This window comes from Thalassospira sp. SM2505 (genome assembly GCF_054901115.1).
The window spans coordinates 1,577,447-1,596,149 of sequence record NZ_CM142731.1; the positions used below are offsets into that span (position 1 = coordinate 1,577,447).

Below are 18,703 nucleotides of genomic sequence, written 5' to 3' on the forward strand. Positions count from 1 at the left end.
CGGGCCAATTGGCAACCCTGCAGACGGTATGGCAGGGATGTCAGGGCTAATTTATCGGCAAAAACTTGTGATCTGTTAGAAATATAGCAACTTAGGTAATATATGCAGTGTTATTCGATACCGCGTCAGCACGCGTAAGCTGACAATCTGATTGTTGAGTGGGCGGAAAATTCATGGCGCGTGAAGCCAACGGGGCGAAGGGTCACCATAAAGAAGTGACCGACCGCCACAAGACAGACGAGAGCCATCTGGCAAAGCTTGTGGATCTGGGGATTGCACTTTCTGCCGAACAGGGGCGTGAAGAGCTTAACCAGAAAATTCTCATGGCTGCGCGTGACTTCACCAATGCCGATGGTGGATCGCTTTATCTTGTCAATCGCGAAGAGAGCGAACTGCATTTCCGCATTCTGATGAATGATACGCTCAACACCTTTTTCGTTAGTGGCCGCGAAGCCGAAAAACCCTTTCCGCCATTGCCGCTTTATGACAGTGAAGGCCGTCCGAACTATCGCAATATTGCGACCTATGTCGCGCTCAGCGGTAAATCGATCAATATCGAAGATGCCTATTACGCCAAGGGGTTTGATTTTTCAGGGACGCGCGCCTTTGACGCCAAAACCGGATATCGATCAAAATCCTTTCTTACCGTGCCGCTGAAAAATACGCGCGGGACGGTGATCGGTGTTCTGCAATTGATCAATGCCCGGGATCATTCGGGCAATGTCATTCCCTTTGACAAGGCAATCGAGCCGATCATCAATGCGCTGGCAAGTCAGGCGGCAGTGGCAATTGAAAACAGTCGCCTGCTGGTTGCCCAGCGTGACCTGATGGAAAGTTTCGTGCGTGTTCTTGGTCATGCGATCGACGCCAAGTCGCCCCATACCGCAGACCATTGTTCGCGCGTGCCCGTGATCGCCCGCATGCTGGCACAGGCAGCCGTTGACGACAAACTGGGACCCTTTTCGAACTTCTATCTCACCGATATGGAATGGTACGAGCTTGATCTGGCGGCATGGCTTCATGATTGCGGCAAGATCGTTACTCCTGATCATGTGATCGAAAAGGCGACCAAGCTTGAAACCATCCATAACCGTATCCATGAAATCCGCACCCGGTTTGAAGTTCTCAGGCGCGATGCCGAAATTGACATGCTTAAACGCAAACTCGCGGGCGAGGACGCGGAGGTCTGCGAAGCCGATTTCAATACCAGGGTGGCAGAACTTGAAGCCCGGTTCGCGCTGGTGGCCGATGCCAATATCGGGGATGCCGAGATTGATACAGATGCAATCTATGCCCTGCATGATATTGCCGAGCTGACATGGACCCGCCATTTCGACCGGACACTGGGATTGTCCTGGGCTGAAAACGAACGGCTTAGTGATGCTGATCTGGCATCATTGCGCGAACCGGGTGTCGAAAATGTTCTGATGGACCGCGAAGATCATATCTATCAGGGCTTTAACCGTGGCGAGCTTTATAATCTTTCGGTTCCGCATGGCACCCTGACATCCGAGGAACGGCAGGTGATTAATGATCATGTCGTGATCACCCAGGATATGCTTGCACAATTGCCCTATCCGCGCGAACTGCAACGCATTCCGGAAATTGCCGGCAACCATCATGAAAAAATGGACGGGTCGGGCTATCCGCGCGGCCTGACCGGGGATGACATGGGAATCCTCGAAAAGGTGATGGTCATTGCCGATATCTTCGAGGCCCTGACCGCCGTTGACCGACCCTATAAACGTCCCAAGCTTCTGTCCGAATGTATCGCAATCCTTTCCGATATGCGCGACAAGGGGCAGATTGATAACGATCTGTTCGAACTGTTTCTGATCAGTGGCACCTATGTCGAATATGGCCTGAAATATCTGCGTCCCGAACAGTGCGATGAAGTCGATATCGAACAATTCATCATCTCTAACTGAACCAGTTCGCAAGTTTATACGCAAAAAAAAGGACCGTCACAGGGACGGTCCGGCAAGTTCAGGGTGCAATGTTATGGTGGCTTTTATCTAAAGGCTGTCATGAAAATGACAGGCGACTTCCTGGGTGTCTGACACCCGGTCAAGTTTCGGCATCTCGGATGCACATTTGTCTTTCGCAAAAGGACAGCGGGTCCGAAAAACGCAACCCGATGGCGGCGATAGCGGACTTGGCAGATCACCGGTCAGGACAATGCGTTCCTTGTTGCGTTCGATCTCGGGGTCCGGGATCGGAACCGCTGAAATCAGCGCCTTGGTATAGGGGTGTCTTGGATTGGCATAAATGTTGTCGCGATCAGCCAGCTCCATGACATTACCCAGATACAGCACCATGATGCGGTGGCAGATATGGCGCACAATCGACAAATCATGGCTGATGAAAATCAGCGACAGGTCAAATTCCCTCTGCAATTCCTGCAACAGATTGACGATCTGGGCCTGAATGGAAACATCAAGGGCCGATACCGGTTCGTCACAGACAATCAGTTTCGGTTCAAGGATCATGGCGCGTGCAATACCGATGCGCTGACACTGCCCGCCGGAAAACTCGTGCGGATAGCGGTTGATCATCTGGGGTAAAAGCCCAACGCGCGCCATCATGCGTTTGACCCGTGCCTTGATTTCTTCCTTGCCGAGTTCCGGTTTGTGCGTGACCAGCGGTTCGGCGATAATTTCGCCAATGGTCATGCGGGGATTAAGGCTGGCAAGCGGGTCCTGGAAGATGATCTGAAGATCACGGCGTAATGGCTGCATCTCCCGGTGGGGCGAGCCGACAATGTTTTTGCCAAGCCAGGCAACCTGTCCGCCAGAAGGTGCAATCAGTTGCAGGATCGCCCGGCCAAGGGTCGATTTACCACAACCTGATTCACCGACAACGCCAAGTGTCTCGCCCGGATAAAGATCAAAATTCACCCCGTCGACAGCTTTAAGCTGCCGGTCCGGTGCAAACAGACCCTTGCCGGGAATGGCGAAATGAACCTTCAGGTCACGCACCGAAAGGATCGGACTGGTATCCTGTGTTCCGGATTTTGGTGTCATTACGGTCATTGTCCGTCCTCCCGGAAGCAGGCAGTAGCTCGGTCCTGATCAAATGCCTTCAGCGGTGGACGTTCCTTGCTGCAACGTTCCATGACATAGCCACAGCGTTCCTGATAGGCGCACCCGGTCGGAAGGTTCTGCAAGTTGGGCGGTTGCCCCGGAATGGCAAACAGGTTTTCTTCATTGGCATGATCGATGCGCGGCATCGATTTCAAAAGCCCCTCGGTATAGGGATGATGACTGTCGTAATAGATGTCGCGCACCGACCCGGTTTCGACGACGCGCCCGCCATACATCACCATCACCCGGTCACACAATCCGGCTACCACGCCCAGATCATGGGTGATCATGACGGTGGCGGTGTTGAAATCCTTTTGCAGATCACGGAGCAGGTCAAGAATTTGCGCCTGAACAGTAACATCAAGGGCGGTGGTCGGTTCATCGGCAATCAGAACTTCCGGATCACATAACAGCGCCATGGCAATCATGACGCGCTGACGCATGCCGCCAGAAAATTCATGTGGGTACATGTGAACGCGCTGGGCCGCGCCGGGAATACCGACACGATCAAGCATGGCAATGGCTCGTTTGAGTGCCTCGGCCTCGGACATGCCGCGGTGTTCGACCAGAACCTCGGTCATCTGTTTCGAGATTTTCAGATACGGGTTCAGTGATGTCATCGGATCCTGAAAGATCATCGACATAGAAACGCCGCGAATTTTATTCAGCTCGCGCGCGGGCAAATTCAGGATTTCCGTATCCTTGTAGCGCACCGATCCGCTTGACGATCCGTTCTTGGCCAGAAGCCCCATCAGGGACAGGAAAATCTGCGTTTTGCCGGACCCGGATTCTCCGACCACGCCCAGCGTTTCGCCCGGATCAATATGGAAATTGACATTGTTCACCGCCTCGACCTCGCCATCGGGTGTCTGGAAGCGGGTTGTCAGGTTCTCGACAGTCAGAATGTGATTGGTTGTCATGATATTGTCCTTGCTGCCTTACCTGTCCTTCGGATCAAGCGCGTCGCGCAGACCGTCACCGATGAAGTTGAAACAGAACAGGGTGAGTGCCAGGAACACAGCCGGGTAAATCAGCATCCATGTGGATGCCTCGATCACCTTGGCCCCTTCGGAAATCAGAACGCCCCAACTGGTCAGTGGCTCCTGAACGCCCAGTCCAAGGAAGGACAGGAAGCTTTCAGTCAGGATGACCTGCGGGATGGTCAGCGTCATATAGACAATGACCGGGCCAAGCACGTTGGGGATGATATGGCGGAAAATAATCTTGAAGTTCGACACGCCGGTTGCGTGGGCTGCCTCGATAAATTCACGTCTGCGCAGTGAAAGGGTCTGGCCGCGTACAATACGCGCCATGGTCAGCCATTCAACTGCACCAAGTGCAACAAAGATCAGAAAGATGTTTCGGCCAAATACCACCATCAACATGATCACAAAGAACATGAAGGGCAGGGAATAAAGCACATCGACAAAGCGCATCATGATGTTGTCGATTTTGCCGCCAAAGAAACCGGCGACCGCCCCATAGGTCACACCGATGACCAGCGAGACCGATGTTGCAAGTAACCCGACTGCAAGCGATACGCGCGCGCCATAAAGAACACGGATAAACAGGTCACGGCCATTGCCGTCCGTGCCAAAGATATGGCCGTTTTCCCAGTTCGGACCTTCCTGAATATAGCCCCAGTCGATCTGGTCATAGGCATAGGGGCTCAGAAGCGGTGCAAAAACAGCCAGAAGCGTGATGATGCCCAGAATGATCATCGATCCGACGGCGGCCTTGTTTCGAAACAGGCGAATGCGGGCATCGCGCCACAGGCTGCGGCCCTCGATTTCCGCAGGCGCGCCCGCAGCTTCCAGCATTGCTGTCTTTTCAGATTTATTCATCATCAGTTTGACTTCAATTTTGGATCAAGAAGGCCGTAAACCATATCGACCAGGAAATTCAGCATGATGATCATCACCGCATAGACGATAACCACACCCATGACGAGCGGGTAGTCGCGGTTCAATGCTGCCTTGATGAAATAGGTGCCAATGCCGGGGACACCAAAGATGCTCTCAATCACGACCGAACCGGTCATGACAGCTGCTGTAGCCGGTCCAAGATAGGAAACAACAGGCAAAAGCGCGCCCTTGATGGCGTGTCGGTTGACCACAAGCTTTTCACGCAATCCCTTGGCACGTGCAGTGCGGATATAGTTGGAATGCAGAACCTCGACCATCGATCCGCGTGTAAGACGTGCGATATAGGCGATCTGCGGCAGGGCAAGGGCAATGATCGGCAGGATCTTGTACTGGATTTCACCATCCCCCCATCCGGCCGTCGGCAGGATCGAAAGATACAATCCGAACACCAGCGACAAAAGCGGTGCCATGACAAAGTTCGGAATGGCGATGCCGATCATGGCAATGCCCATGACGGCGAAATCAACTGCGCTATTTTGTCGAAGGGCGGCATAGGTGCCAAATCCGACCCCGAAAACAAGCGCAATGGCGATTGCCGTCAAGCCAAGCTGCATGGATGCGGGCGCACCGGCCATGATCAGTTCTGCAACCGAAAAGTCGCGTATCTTGATTGACGGGCCAAAGTCACCCTGAAACAGTTTGCCGATATAGATGGCGTATTGTTCGATCAGCGGCTTATCAAGATCATAGGCCGCCTTGATGTTTTTTTCGATTTCCGGCGGAAGTGCGCGTTCCTGGTCGAACGGTCCACCTGGTGCAATGCGCATCATGAAAAAGGCCACCGTGATCACGATGAACAAGGTCGGTATCGCGATCAACAGGCGCCGAATGGCATAAGATAACATAATTCTCTCTCATCCCCGGGGTGGTCACAGGCTGCGGGGGGAGGAAAACCGCGCAGCCTGCGACACGACGTCAGGGTTTACTCTGCAATGTCGAGCCAGCGGGTCAGGTGACGATCCGGGGCATTATCGATCCAGCCCTTGATCTTCGGAGAGACGAGCTGTTTCGAGACATAGTAGTAAATGGGGATGTAGGGCTGGGCTTCCATCATGATGGCTTCTGCCTGATGCATCAGATCAGCGCGTTTTTTCAGGTCGCCCTCGTTTTCAGCAGCCAGCATCAACTCGTTGTAACGCGGGTTGTCAAAGGAAGCATAGTTCAGCGGACCGGTGCGCTCTTCACCAAGGAAAAGGAAGTTCTGCGCATCGTTATAGTCAGCAATCCAGCCTGCGCGGGCAACTTCGAAGTCACCTACTTTCAGGTCGGCATAGTGGATTTTGCCTTCGGAGTTGAACAATTCTGCCTCAACGCCGATCTGTTTCCACATGTTCTGTGCCGCAATCGCGATACGTTTATGGTTTTCCGAGGTGTTGTAACGCAGCGTGAATTTCAGGGGATTGTCCGGACCATAACCGGCCTCTGCCATCAGTTTTTTGGCATCAGCAAGCTTTTCTGCATAAGGCAGGTCTTTCCACGAAACGTAAGCCGGTTCGGTGTAGTTGCCGGTTCCCGGCGGAACAAAGGAATAGGCTGGAAGTTCGCCGGTCTTAAGGACAGCATCGGTGATGGCTTCACGGTTCAGCGCAAGTGACAGTGCCTTGCGAACGCGGACATCCTTGAATTTGTCCTTATCGGTGCGGATGGCATAGTAATAGATGCCGGCATATGGCGCGATGCGCAGGCTGTCAGCCAGATTGTCGCGCAGCCATGAAATCTGTTCGGATGCGATGTCACGCGCAACATCAAGTTCACTGGCGCGGAAACGGTTCTGCATCGCGGTGCGATCTTCGTAGGTGTAGTAGATCACCTCGTCGATCGGAACATTTGCGGCATCATAGAATTCTTCGTTCTTGACCAGTTTGGTGTGAACGTTCGGCAGCCATTCGACCAGTTTGTAAGCGCCGTTAACCACGATGTTTTCCGGCTTTACCCAGTCCTTGCCGTATTTTTCAACGACATGACGGGGAATGGCAAATGCGGTCTGGTGGGTCAGCTGTGCAAGGAAATAGGGGGCGGGTGCTGTCAGTTTGACTTCAAGGGTATGATCGTCAATCGCACGTGCACCAATTTTTGCGCCTTCCTTGCCGGTGTTAACGGCCTCGGCACCTTCGATGATGTAAAGAAGTGATGCGTATTCTGCACCAAGTTCCGGATCAAGCAGGCGTTCCCAGCCCGCGATGAAATCCTGTGCTGTAACCGGTGTTCCATCCGACCAGTTATGGTTGCGGATTTTAAACGTATAGGTCTTGCCGTCTTCGGAAACCGTCCAGCTTTCTGCCGCACCTGGCACCGGCTGTCCATCCGGGCCATAGGTCAGAAGGCCAAGCGACATATCATCGGAGATACGGCTGGTCTGAACCGTGGAAATGAAATGCGGATCCATGGATTGCGGTTCGCCGTCATTGCCGATGCGCAGGATTTTCTCTGCTTGCGCATGGGTGCTCGACAGCATGGTCATGGAACCGGCGATCAGCGCCGTCCCAAATACGAGTGCTCGTGAGGATTTCAGCAATCCGTTCACGAGACCTTTTGCAGTCATCGTGTTTTCTGACATGTGTGATGTCTCCCTCAACAATTATGATTTGTTGCGTACGTACTCCCTGAAAGTACGTACGCAAAAATACTGAGGCTGCCATGCGTCAACTGCAAGTCGGATTTCACGTAACTGACGCAATTGGTTGATGTTTGCGCAATTTTGATGGTTTTTGAGGTTTATTTTGCGCGATATCAAAAAAATGGTTTATTTCCTGCGGTCTTCGATAGACTGTGCGGGACGGGGGCGGTTTCTCTTTAACTGATGCGGGCCTTCTTTATTTACACGCGGGGATTGCATTTTTTCCTGTGAAGTGCTTCACATTCAAGGGCTTGCGAGGTGTTTGATCGCCGTCGAATCGGTCTGATGGACGGTTACCCGGATGATCAAAAGTAACGAAGGTGGTCAGAAATATCTCAGTGCAGCACAGTCTTGCATGGTCGGTATCAGATCGTTTTGACTGTCCTGACTGAATTTTTTGCACGCATTGTGGCCTCAAAGTTTGTAAGAACCTTTGTCGCAGAGTGACTGACATTAAACTATTCCCGAAGAATGCCTGCTTCAGAGGGCCCTTGCGTTCCTTCCGACCTGGCACTTCTCATCAACAGAAATCCGCTACACAGGCACAAGAATGATTGAAACAGTCGATATTCTTTTTCTGATCGTTTCGGTTCTTGGCGCATCTCAGGCGATTTTCCTGATTATCCTGCTGATGGATGAAGGAAAGCGGGCATTTGCTGCGAATAGGTGGTTGATGGTCTTCGGGTTTTCCGTTGGCATGAGTTTCCTGGATGATACATTTGACCCGCTGATCAGCCCGCTTTTGAACCTGTATCTTGTGCCGGCATTTGCACCGTTCTTTTTTGCCTTCATCCCGTCTATCTATTTGTATTTTCGTGAAATTTCCAGTGATCCGGTATCACGGCCATACCTGCATTTTCTGGTGCTGGTTCCGGTCACCGCGATGATTGGACTTATGGTCTATCTAAAAAGTGCGCGCATGATCTCCGGTCTGGAAGATGTGCGTGATGTAGGCTTGCAGATTTCTTTCTCGGCGGAAGGTCTGGGCGATCTGATCCTGCTGGCGACAGTGATCCTGTTTTGCGTGCTATTTGTTGTTTATATGACGGGAATCTGGCGGTGTGCCCGGCGCTATTTACAGCAGGCCGACCGGCAACTGCAAACCGATAGCCGACGGATGCGCCGCTGGGTTATCGAATTTCTTGTCGGGATGACAGTGTTGTTTACGGTCTTTACCCTGACCAATCTGTTAGACCTGTTTCTTTTTCACGCTGTATGGCTGTCTCTTGGTGTCAAGGTGGGCTTTGTACTTGTGTTCTTCCGAATGTGTCAGGTGATTGCGCAGAATCCTGCGCTCTTTGTGCAACCGGAAACGGACGAAGGTATTTCTGCTGATGTACCCGTGCGTCGTGCTCGCCAGGGGACCGAGGACCAGCAAGCATCGATGTCGCGTGACACTGTTGACGACCCGAATATCGCACGTATTCGTACCCGCCTTGAGAAGCTTGTCGCGAATCACGAAATGATGCTTGATCCACTTCTGACCATGCCGAAATTGGCCGCGGCAGTTGGGGTAACCCCCAATCAGCTTTCCTTTGTCTTGAACCAGCATCTCGGCAAAAGCTTCTTTGATTTCATCAATGAAGTCCGAATTGATGCGGCCTCACACCTGTTGATCGAAGAGCCGAACCGTACCATCCTCGATATTGCGACCGAGGTTGGATTCAATTCGAAATCGACCTTCAATCAGGCTTTCAAGAAAATCACCGGCAGGACACCAAGCGCCTTTCGCGCCGAAAACTCAAATAAATCAGATGATTGAATGGTACGAATGATCATTCGTACCATGGTCGCCGCTCTGTCCGGTTCGATGTTATAGAGCCGGACGCCAGGTAATTCGTATTCAGGCAGGTTATGTGCACCTTTTCATTTCATGGTGTTTAAATAGATGTCTGAAAATTACGTTTTGCATCGTGCCGGGAACAGTATGCTGTTTGCGGGCGTGACGTTATGCCTGACCGCACTCCTGATTTTGTTTATGTCTCCTGCGCAGGCTCAGCAGGCTAAAAAAGAAACTCTCCGTGATCAGGTCAATCCGAAAACCGGCGATGCTCTTGATCCGTGGTTTGGTGGGAACTGGCAGGTCGGTGCATTTGGTGGCGTATCAAACAATCCGTATCCCGGGACCGATGATGTTGAATTGGGGCTGTTGCCGATTGTCGCATATGATTCTGAACGTATGCATATCGGTGCGGACGGGATCGACATCAAATTCTTTAAAAACGACGTCTTTAGCGCATCGGTGATCGGGGCGCTGCGGATGGAACCGTTTGATAATGGCGATGGCAATTATCTGCGCGGGATGGAAGAACGGGACATGGCGTTTGAGGCCGGTATTGGTTTTTCGGCCGATATCTGGCGCGGTTCGTTGATTACCAACTATCTCACAGATGTGAACGATGCCCATGATGGTCATCAGGTCGATATGTCTTATGTTGTGCCTGAACAATGGGGGGACGTAGGTTTCAGCTGGGGCGGAGGTGTCACCTGGCAAAGTGACAAACTTGTTGATTACATGGTTGGTGTCCGCCGCAAGGAAGTCCGCAGCGACCGGGCTTATTATGCGCCCGATGCTGCTTTCATCCCGCATATCGACTTTACGGTTACCTATCCGCTGACAGAACAAATCATGCTGATTGGAACGCATGGTTTCCAGTATCTGCCAGACCAGTACACCGACAGCCCGATCATTGATGAAGACTATGTTTTCAGTGCCGGTATCGGTCTTGTCTACAGCTTCTAGGGACTAACAAGGTCTCTTTCATCTAACCCCACACTTTCCGATGTGCCATAGTTGCATCGGCGTGGGCTTGTCTCACCCTATTCATCGACGGGCCCACGTATCTTTTTGGTTTCCTGGCGGGTTGCCAGTTCAAGCAGATCCCACTTGTTACCATAAAGGTCTTCAAACACTGCGACCGTGCCATATGGTTCATATCGTGGCTGTTCCAGAAATATCACGCCAGCGGCTGTCATGCGGGCATGATCGCGCGCAAAATCATCGGTGTTCAGGAAAAAGCCAACCCGCCCTCCGGTTTGATTGCCAACGGCCTTGGTTTGATCCTCATTGCTTGCCTGAGCAAGCAAAATGCGGGTTTCAATCGCCCCTTTTGGGGCAATAACGACCCAGCGTTTGCCGCCGCCCATGTCGCTGTCTTCAATCAGATCAAATCCGACCTTGTCCGTGTAAAAAGCGATGGCTTCGTCATAGTCGCGCACGACCAGCGTGAACAAACTGATATGGGGCATGGTTTTTTTCCGGCAAATGATGAAATGGAGGGGCGGGTTATATCAATCCAAGCGTCTTGAACGAATTATATCCTGCATGACTGATGATGATGTGATCATGCACCGTGATCTCCATCGCCTTTGCGGCATCTACAATCTTGCGCGTCATGTCGATATCGCCCTTGGATGGCGTGGCATCGCCGCTTGGATGGTTATGCACCAGAATCAGGGCAGAGGCATGAAGTTCAAGGGCGCGCTTGATGACTTCGCGCGGATAAACCGGCGTATGGTCGACGGTGCCGCGTTGATGGCATTCATCGGCGATCAACCGGTTCTTGCGATCAAGAAACAGCAAATGCAGTTCTTCGGTCTTAAGGTGCCCGATCCGAACCCGGCAGTAATCAATCAGCTGTTCCCAACTGGCGATTACCGGTAATTCCATTGCCCGTTCGCGCGATAAATGCCGTGCGCTGGCCTCGGCGATCTTGATCGCAGCTATCCCTGCGTCACCAAGCCCCTTGGCGCTTTGCAGGTCTTCGGGGCGGGCGGCCAGAACGTTGGCAAAACTTCCGAATTGCGCAATCAGCGATTTCGCCAGTGGTTTGACGTCACCGCGCGGCATTGCCATGCACAGCATCAATTCCAGAAGTTCGTAATCGGCCAATGCATCCGATCCACCCTTGATAAAGCGTTCGCGCAGGCGTTGACGATGGCCGTGATAGTGGGGTTTTGCCGTCTTGGATGACGTTGATGGGGCTTCGCCACCCTTTGGCGCGCTTCGGGTGTCTGCGATGGGCGATGTGCCCGATGCCAGATGGTCGCGGGCCAGATCAAAAAAGACCCGCGTGCCGTCATCAATTTCAGATGGAGTGGGGTTGTTCGGGGCGGAAGCAGGTTTGCGATCTTCGGTTTCGCTCAATTCTGCTTCCTCCGTTTGGCCCTTGTTTATTCTGCCGCGGCGGGCAGGTTATAGGGCGGCTTGTCCAGACCGGCGGGCGAGCGGGTAAAGATTTCAAACCCGTCATCCGTCACGCCGAGCGAATGTTCAAACTGTGCAGACAGTTTGCGGTCTCGCGTTACGGCTGTCCAGCCATCGGGCAAAATTTTACACGCATAGGTTCCCTGATTGATCATCGGTTCAATCGTAAAAATCATACCCGGTTCAAGAACCAGACCTTCGCCCGGCTTGCCGTAATGCAGGACATTTGGCGCATCATGGAACACCTGACCAAGACCGTGACCACAGAAATCACGCACGACCGAAAAACGCTCGCTCTCGGCATAGGACTGGATGGCATGACCAATATCGCCAAGGGTCGCGCCCGGCTTGACCGCATTAATCCCGCGCCAAAGCGACTCATAGGTCACATCGACAAGGCGCTGCGCCATCACTTTGGGGGTACCTGCAATATACATGCGCGAAGTATCGCCATACCAGCCATCAAGAATGACCGTGACATCGATATTCATGATGTCGCCATTGGCCAGTTTCTTGTCACCGGGAATACCGTGACAGACCACATGGTTGATCGACGTACAGATGGATTTCGGAAATCCGCGATAGCCAAGGCAGGCTGAAATCGCATTGTGATCACGAATATATTCATCACACAGGCGATCAAGTTCACCCGTGGTCACACCCGGCACCACATGCGGGGTAATCATATCAAGCACTTCCGCTGCCAGCCGTCCGGCGGCGCGCATGCCTTCAAATGCTTCGGGGCCGTGAAGTTTGACTGTTCCGTTCGCCACCCGAAATCTCCTTAATCTCAGCGAGGTATATCTGTGTTTTATAGCCCAATGACATAAAGCCAGACGCCGGGATTGGCAAGGATTGGCTGATATGCGGGGATTTGGGACCTGAATTCTAAAGGCCGGTGATCGGCAAGGCCGACCGCACGGTCACCGCACTGGTATCAATCGAACAGTCATAGGCAATTGCCTCGACCCCGCGGGCACGTGCGGCCTTGAACCGTTCGCCATAATGCGGGTCGATATCGGTCGAAAGCGTAAAGCGGTCACAGTCGGTCCGCTGGATCAGGTAAAACATCACCGCCCGATGCCCCTCGGCAACCATATCTGCCATTTCATCAAGATGTTTGGCCCCGCGTGCGGTGACGGCATCAGGGAATTCGGCAAGGCCGGGAATATCTTCGTCCCGTTTAAGATGCACGTTTTTGACCTCGACATAGCAAAGCCCGTGCTCGGGATCAGAGAGCAGAATATCGATCCGCGAATTCTTGCCATATTTGACTTCGCGTTTCAGGTTTTCATAACCCGCCAGTTCCGGCACCTTGCCCGCAAGAATGGCTTCCTCGACGATGGCATTGGGATGGGCGGTATTGATCCCGATCCATGCATCACCAATCTGGCACAGTTCCCAGCTATATTTCAGTTTGCGTTTCGGGTTGTCCGATTTTGACAGCCAGACATCAATGCCCGGTTCCTTAAGGCCGATCATCCCGCCCGGATTGGCGCAATGGGCTGTGATCATCTCGCCATTATCAAGTTCGATATCCGCCAGAAAACGCTTGTAACGCTTGATCAGTCTGCCATGGACCAGGGGCTGGGGAAGTTGCATGTCGAGCCTTTCGGAATTCTGTCCTGACAGAAACTGTCATGTGATGATCGCGATCAGGGTGCCAATTTTGCGACAAACCGGTCATATATCAACCCCTTGCACCCAATCGGTTTTTATCGGAGCCATCATGCGTCAAAGCCTGCGCGACAAAATCATTGCCGTTTGTGATCGAAAAATCACGCAAAAGGGACCGGATGTCGGCCTGTCATTCTATGCGTTCTTTGCCAATCGTAATGATGATCCGGGGCTTTTGATGGAGGCCGCAACCTGGTGGATCGCAACCCACCAGCTTGATCATTTCGAAAAGGCGACCAAAATCCGCGAGATGGTACTGGCGGGCAAATAGCCCGCCAAACAGGCCCTATTGTTTTTTGGCGTCATCGCCAAGGAAATCAACCAGACTGACCTGACCCGATCCACGGCGGAGCGGTTTGGGCTGGCTTTCGTCAGGGGCCCAGGCGGTCAGATAGATCACCTGAAACTTGGCATGGATGCGGCCATCAGCGCGCGCATGGCGTTCGTGATAGATCGCCGCTGCGCGGGCAAGGGTGCTGCGTTTGGTGAATTTCTTTGATCGCTTGGCAATCAGGTTGCTTTCACCCATCCCCGACAGATCGCGCATCAGTTTAAGCGCATCGGGATAATCAATGGTGATGTCATCGGCATCGACGACGGGCAGGGCAAAACCACTGCGCTGAAGCAACGCACCGGCATCTTTCACATCGACAAACGGTGAAACACGCGGTGATACGCCACCTTCTTCCTCGGCCTCGGCGGTCATCAAGGCTTCGCGCAGATCACGCAACGTATCGCCGCCCAGCATGCAGGCCAAAAGCAGCCCGTCGGGTTTAAGCGCGCGGCGGGCCTGCAGTAGCATACCCGGAAGGTCGTTGACCCAGTGAAGCGACAGGTTGGACAGGATCAGATCAAGCGAACCCTCGGCAAAGGGCAAGAATTCCTCGTCTGCGACAAGAGTGGCTTTGCCGTTGCTGGCGTGCGCACTTTGGGCGTAACGAGCCGAGATATCGGACTGGTAAAAGGTTTCGATACCGCCGCGCTTGCCAATGATCCGGCCAAGTTCACCACTGTGACATCCAAGGTCAACAGCCAGCGGGAATTTGCGGGTGGTATCGTCAAGCCGGTCGGCAAGCCGTTCGGCGGTTTCGGCAAACAGGAAGTTGTAATCCTGTGCCTTTGTTGCTGCGCGATCACGGCGCAGTTTCAGAATCTGTCGATCAAAGACAGTGATCGGATCGGCCATCGGGCGGGATGCTCCGGCAAAAGTCGTTATAGATGTTACGACCTAGATAGAGCGTCTTGCACTGCGGTGCAATCAACCATCAAGCCAATCAGCCATTCGCAGGCCTCATGCGCAACGGAAATACTGCCGGGCGATATATCCATTCGGTTGGCCTGAAGGATACAAGACGTTCGGCGCGATCAAAGTTTGCAACCATCGCACCGCCCATGATGATTTCAGCCGTGCCGGTGATTTGCAGCATGTCGCCATTGCTGAAGTCAACAAATACCAGCCCCGCACGCGGATTGATCAAAAGATTGCCCAGCGTATTGAAAAACCGGTTTCCCGCATAGTCGGGAATGATCAGGGGCCCGTCATCCTCGATATGGACAAAGCCCGCTTCTCCGCCGCGATGGGAGACATCGATGTCACGTTTCTGATCTTCGTGTTCGATAAAGGATGCGATGAAAAATGTGTCACTGCGCGCAATCAGTGCACGGGCGGCATCGGACAGGGCATCTGTTCCGCGTTCAATAGTGGAACCTTTGGCAACAGCGGTCTCTGCAGGTTCGAGATCGCGCGGCGTGATATATTTCGGGCAATTACCAAAGCTGTGCCCGACGGCAATCTCAAACGATGTCTCATTTGTGCGACTGATTGTCCCATTCAGACGATTGCGTCGGCGTGAATGAAGCTCGATCCCCAGCAATCCGATGGCATCGCCGTCTTCCATCCCGGCATCGGCCGGGTCATCCCCATCGCGGGGCAATGATACCGCCAGATGATAGATGTCGGTCGCAAATAAAAATCCCGGCCTGTTGGCGCGAAGGGTCGCCCAGGGTTTGCCATTCCTATCGACACTGCCCAGCACGACAAAGGGCAGTTGCGGGTAAAACAGCCGGTGTTGTTCGATCAAATGATCGCGCAACACCTTGCGCCCGACTTCATCCATGCGCGCATCGACACCCAGAACTTGCTGAAGACGGATTTCTCCAGCATGCCACGGTGAGGGGGCATCCGTTGGCATTGGCGGTTGGGGAGAATGGCCGTTCCGGGTGTCGATGCGATCAGGCATGGGGCGTCTTTCAGGCTGATGGTGCGAGGAAGGTCGGAAAGTTACCTATGCCGATGCCAGCATCTCGGCCGGGGCATGCATGAAGGGCACAAAACCCGGCAATTCTTCAATGCGGGAAAGCCAGTCACGTACCTTGCCATAGGGCGCAAGATCCACATTGCCCTCGGGCGCGCGGGCCACATAGCTATAAAGCGATATATCGGCGATGGTTGGATGATCGGCAGCAAGCCAGTCCTGTGTTTTCAGATGGGCTTCCATCAGACCAAGAATGGCATGGGCGCGGTTAATGACTTCGTCAGCGTTAAACGGTGCACCAAACAGGGTCACAAGGCGGGCAGCCGCCGGGCCAAAGGCAATCTGGCCCGCTGCAACCGAGAGCCAGCGCTGAACCTTTGCCGCACCTGCCGGGTCTTCAGGCAGCCAGTCGGTCGCCCCCTGTTTTTTGGCAAGATAGACCAGAATGGCGTTTGAATCGGAAATGACCGTGTCGCCATCCTGCAAGACCGGGACCTGCCCAAACGGGTTGATCGCCAGAAATTCCGGTTTCTTATGTGCGCCTTTGGACAAGTCCAGTTCGATCAGTTCATGATCCAGTCCCAAAAGACCGAGCATCAGGCGCGCACGATGGGCGTGACCGGAAATGGGATGATGATAAAGCTTCATGGCAGGTTTCCCTGTATTTGCTGCGTGAATGATGCTGCATCATCGATGTTTCATGAAAATTATGGAATAAACGTATTTTGCAATTTATTGTTCCGTTTATTGAAATAGTGAAATGCTGTCCCGGGGATGCCGATGGATCGTTTTAACGCCATGAAAGTCTTTGTCCGCGTGGCCGAGGAACAGGGCTTTGCTGCTGCTGCCCGTGCCCTTAATATGAGCCCGGCTGCCGTCACCCGAACCATTGCCCAGCTTGAAGAAATCATCGGGGCACGGCTTCTGACCCGAACGACCCGTACGGTCACCATGACCGAGGCGGGGACGCGGTATCTGGCCGATTGCAAACGGCTGCTTGCCGATCTGCACGAAGTCGAAGCCGCCGCAGGTGGTGCCTATGCCAAGCCAAGCGGCGTTTTGCGCATAACGGCCCCGGTGCAGTTCGGCCAGATGCATGTCGCGCCAATTGTCGGTCGCTATCTTGATCAATATCCCGATATGCGCGCCCAGCTTTTGCTGTTTGACCGCATCGTCAATATCGTCGAGGAGGGTATTGATCTTGCCGTGCGCATCGGGCATCTCGCGGATTCATCACTGAGTGCCGTGCGGCTGGGGCAGGTGCGGCAAGTCGTCTGTGGTGCGCCGGAATATTTCGAACGCACCGCCATTCCTCAAACGCCAGCCGATCTGGCATCGCACCGGATTGTTGCATCAACCGGCTCATCCGCGCGCCTTGACTGGCATTTCAAATCACCGACCAATGGACGCAATATCCATCTGTCGCCAGATGCAAAATGGCAAACCAACTCCATCGAAGCCGCCCGCAAGGCCGCAATGGACGGGTGGGGCATTGTGCGCCTGTTGTCCTATCAGGCGGCGCCATTCATTGCTGAAGGCAAGCTAATTACGGTGCTTGGTGATTACGGACCCGATCCGGTGCCGGTCCATCTGGTCCATCCCGAAGGCCGTCATGCCCCGGCAAAGGTTCGAAGCTTTATTGATCTTGCCACCGAAACCCTGCGATCCAATCCGGTTTTGAATTCCGATTAATTCAATCATTGATTGTGATATCGTGTCCCCGTTGCTGATGTGATCGGGGGCGTGGGTATGGTAATGGCATTGCTGCGCACAGTTGGGCGGATCGGGATGGATGCCATCCTGCCGCCGCGCTGTGGCGGATGCGGTATTATTACCGACACAACCCATGCGGTCTGTGCTGATTGCTGGGCGGGCTTGCGTTTCATATCTGCCCCGCATTGTGCCTGTTGCGGTTATCCGTTTGAACTTGATGATAGCGCGAATATCCCCGGCGGCGAAGCAATGGACGGGCAGGCCCTGTGTGGCAATTGCCTGCAAAAGAAACCGGCCTTTGATTGCGCGCGTGCGGCACTGGTCTATGATGATCACAGCCGCGATTACCTGTTGCGGTTCAAACATGCGGATCGTACCGATCTGACACCGCTTCTTGCACGCTGGTTGTTTCAATGCGGACACGGGATATGGGATCAGGCGGATGTGATTGTGCCGGTGCCACTTCACCGGCGGCGACTGTTAAATCGCCGCTATAACCAGTCGGGTTTGCTCGCAGCCAGTTTGTCGCGCATGACCGGTGTGCCGTGGGATGGGCTGATCCTGGGGCGCAAGCGCAATACACGCAGTCTGGGCGGGCTTGGGCCATCTTCGCGCAAACGCGAAGTCGGCGGGGCTTTTGCCATTGATGAAGATCGGGCTGGCAGATGCGGGCTCGACGGGGCTCGGGTGGTTTTGATTGATGATGTGCTGACAACCGGGGCAACCGCCAATGCCTGTGCCCGGGTTTTAAAGCAGTCAGGGGCCATGCACGTATCTGTGATCACAGTTGCACGCGTCGTACGATGACGCAGTGCAAGAAATCTGTTATATAGCGCTCATCTGAACTGTTTTCCGCGCCGTATCAAACGCTGAAAGCCCCGTAAAGCGGGTCCTTTGGCATGATCGGCTGCTTGAAGAAGGATGATTGCTACATGGCAAAAGTTGAAGTTTACGCCACCGAATGGTGCCCGTATTGCAAGCGCGCCCGCAAGCTTCTGGAAGAAAAAGGTGCGAAATACCAGCTGATCGACGTGATGATGGAGCCGAAGCGCAAAAAGGAAATGATGGACCGTGCCAATGGCCGTCATACCGTGCCGCAGATTTTCATCAATGACGAACATATCGGCGGTTGCGACGATCTGATGGCGCTTGAAGCTGCCAGCAAACTCGAAGCAAAACTGTCTGCCTGATCGCATTCCGACAGGGTCAAAGACATTTGTCATACA

The 18,703-nt window shown here is 53.5% G+C and carries 19 protein-coding genes; 7 read left to right on the forward strand and 12 right to left on the reverse strand.

Annotated features, from left to right (window positions below; genetic code table 11):
• The first annotated feature begins 173 nt into the window (after nt 1–173).
• Nucleotides 174–1,928: a GAF and HD-GYP domain-containing protein gene (locus ACTU44_RS07100; RefSeq protein ID WP_114099128.1), complete on the forward strand. Its 1,755-nt coding sequence runs from the start codon at nt 174–176 to the stop codon at nt 1,926–1,928.
• A gap of 87 nt (nt 1,929–2,015) precedes the next feature.
• Here the strand turns inward: ACTU44_RS07100 and ACTU44_RS07105 are convergent, their stop codons facing one another.
• From ACTU44_RS07105 to ACTU44_RS07125, 5 genes are all read right to left on the reverse strand, one after another.
• Nucleotides 2,016–3,032 (reverse strand): ABC transporter ATP-binding protein, encoded by a 1,017-nt coding sequence (locus ACTU44_RS07105; RefSeq protein ID WP_336080380.1) that lies wholly within the window; start codon nt 3,030–3,032, stop codon nt 2,016–2,018.
• Nucleotides 3,029–4,003, reverse strand: a complete 975-nt coding sequence (locus ACTU44_RS07110) for an ABC transporter ATP-binding protein (RefSeq protein WP_462097055.1) — start codon at nt 4,001–4,003, stop codon at nt 3,029–3,031. Before ACTU44_RS07110 ends, ACTU44_RS07105 begins: the two co-directional genes overlap by 4 nt.
• A gap of 18 nt (nt 4,004–4,021) precedes the next feature.
• Complete coding sequence (locus tag ACTU44_RS07115) at nt 4,022–4,930, reverse strand: ABC transporter permease subunit (protein ID WP_462097056.1); 909 nt, start codon at nt 4,928–4,930, stop codon at nt 4,022–4,024.
• Complete coding sequence (gene oppB / locus ACTU44_RS07120; RefSeq protein WP_114099131.1) at nt 4,930–5,853, reverse strand: oligopeptide ABC transporter permease OppB; 924 nt, start codon at nt 5,851–5,853, stop codon at nt 4,930–4,932. Before oppB ends, ACTU44_RS07115 begins: the two co-directional genes overlap by 1 nt.
• 77 nt (nt 5,854–5,930) lie before the next feature.
• The gene (locus ACTU44_RS07125) at nt 5,931–7,565 is read right to left on the reverse strand and encodes a peptide ABC transporter substrate-binding protein (protein ID WP_462097057.1); all 1,635 of its coding nucleotides are present in this window, start codon (nt 7,563–7,565) and stop codon (nt 5,931–5,933) included.
• Nucleotides 7,566–8,175: 610 nt separating this feature from the next.
• Between ACTU44_RS07125 and ACTU44_RS07130 the strand changes: the two genes are divergently transcribed.
• Entirely contained in the window at nt 8,176–9,387 is a 1,212-nt protein-coding gene (locus ACTU44_RS07130; protein WP_462097058.1) for an AraC family transcriptional regulator, read from the forward strand.
• A gap of 126 nt (nt 9,388–9,513) precedes the next feature.
• A complete protein-coding gene (locus ACTU44_RS07135; RefSeq protein WP_462097059.1) occupies nt 9,514–10,368 on the forward strand; it encodes a MipA/OmpV family protein in 855 nt (284 codons plus the stop codon).
• A gap of 77 nt (nt 10,369–10,445) precedes the next feature.
• Here the strand turns inward: ACTU44_RS07135 and ACTU44_RS07140 are convergent, their stop codons facing one another.
• From ACTU44_RS07140 to sfsA, 4 genes are all read right to left on the reverse strand, one after another.
• On the reverse strand, nt 10,446–10,874 hold the full coding sequence (locus ACTU44_RS07140) for a VOC family protein (protein WP_462097060.1): 429 nt from the start codon (nt 10,872–10,874) through the stop codon (nt 10,446–10,448).
• Nucleotides 10,875–10,911: 37 nt separating this feature from the next.
• The gene (gene radC / locus ACTU44_RS07145; RefSeq protein ID WP_462097061.1) at nt 10,912–11,772 is read right to left on the reverse strand and encodes a RadC family protein; all 861 of its coding nucleotides are present in this window, start codon (nt 11,770–11,772) and stop codon (nt 10,912–10,914) included.
• 26 nt (nt 11,773–11,798) lie between these two features.
• A complete protein-coding gene (gene map, locus ACTU44_RS07150) occupies nt 11,799–12,605 on the reverse strand; it encodes a type I methionyl aminopeptidase (RefSeq protein ID WP_462097062.1) in 807 nt (268 codons plus the stop codon).
• 115 nt (nt 12,606–12,720) lie between these two features.
• The gene (sfsA, locus tag ACTU44_RS07155) at nt 12,721–13,434 is read right to left on the reverse strand and encodes a DNA/RNA nuclease SfsA (protein WP_462097063.1); all 714 of its coding nucleotides are present in this window, start codon (nt 13,432–13,434) and stop codon (nt 12,721–12,723) included.
• A 127-nt stretch (nt 13,435–13,561) separates the two neighbouring features.
• Here sfsA and ACTU44_RS07160 point away from each other — a divergent pair, with 127 nt between their 5' ends.
• Complete coding sequence (locus ACTU44_RS07160; protein ID WP_114099204.1) at nt 13,562–13,780, forward strand: DUF6500 family protein; 219 nt, start codon at nt 13,562–13,564, stop codon at nt 13,778–13,780.
• A 15-nt stretch (nt 13,781–13,795) separates the two neighbouring features.
• On the opposite strand, the gene ACTU44_RS07165 is transcribed toward ACTU44_RS07160, so the two are convergent.
• The 3 genes from ACTU44_RS07165 to ACTU44_RS07175 all read right to left on the reverse strand — a co-directional run bounded on the left by ACTU44_RS07165 (nt 13,796) and on the right by ACTU44_RS07175 (nt 16,412).
• Nucleotides 13,796–14,695 carry a methyltransferase domain-containing protein gene (locus ACTU44_RS07165; protein ID WP_114099140.1) on the reverse strand — a complete coding sequence of 300 codons (900 nt, stop codon included), beginning with the start codon at nt 14,693–14,695 and terminating at the stop codon, nt 13,796–13,798.
• A gap of 88 nt (nt 14,696–14,783) precedes the next feature.
• Nucleotides 14,784–15,749 (reverse strand): pyridoxamine 5'-phosphate oxidase family protein, encoded by a 966-nt coding sequence (locus ACTU44_RS07170; protein WP_462097064.1) that lies wholly within the window; start codon nt 15,747–15,749, stop codon nt 14,784–14,786.
• 45 nt (nt 15,750–15,794) lie between these two features.
• Nucleotides 15,795–16,412: a glutathione S-transferase family protein gene (locus tag ACTU44_RS07175; RefSeq protein WP_336080389.1), complete on the reverse strand. Its 618-nt coding sequence runs from the start codon at nt 16,410–16,412 to the stop codon at nt 15,795–15,797.
• Nucleotides 16,413–16,544: 132 nt separating this feature from the next.
• Here ACTU44_RS07175 and ACTU44_RS07180 point away from each other — a divergent pair, with 132 nt between their 5' ends.
• The 3 genes from ACTU44_RS07180 (at nt 16,545) to grxC (ending at nt 18,667) form a co-directional block, all read left to right on the forward strand.
• Entirely contained in the window at nt 16,545–17,456 is a 912-nt protein-coding gene (locus ACTU44_RS07180) for a LysR family transcriptional regulator (RefSeq protein WP_462097065.1), read from the forward strand.
• A gap of 63 nt (nt 17,457–17,519) precedes the next feature.
• The gene (locus tag ACTU44_RS07185) at nt 17,520–18,284 is read left to right on the forward strand and encodes a double zinc ribbon domain-containing protein (protein ID WP_462097066.1); all 765 of its coding nucleotides are present in this window, start codon (nt 17,520–17,522) and stop codon (nt 18,282–18,284) included.
• A 125-nt stretch (nt 18,285–18,409) separates the two neighbouring features.
• Nucleotides 18,410–18,667, forward strand: coding sequence for a glutaredoxin 3 (gene grxC, locus ACTU44_RS07190; RefSeq protein WP_114099206.1), 258 nt, complete (start codon nt 18,410–18,412; stop codon nt 18,665–18,667).
• Nucleotides 18,668–18,703 lie beyond the last annotated feature (36 nt).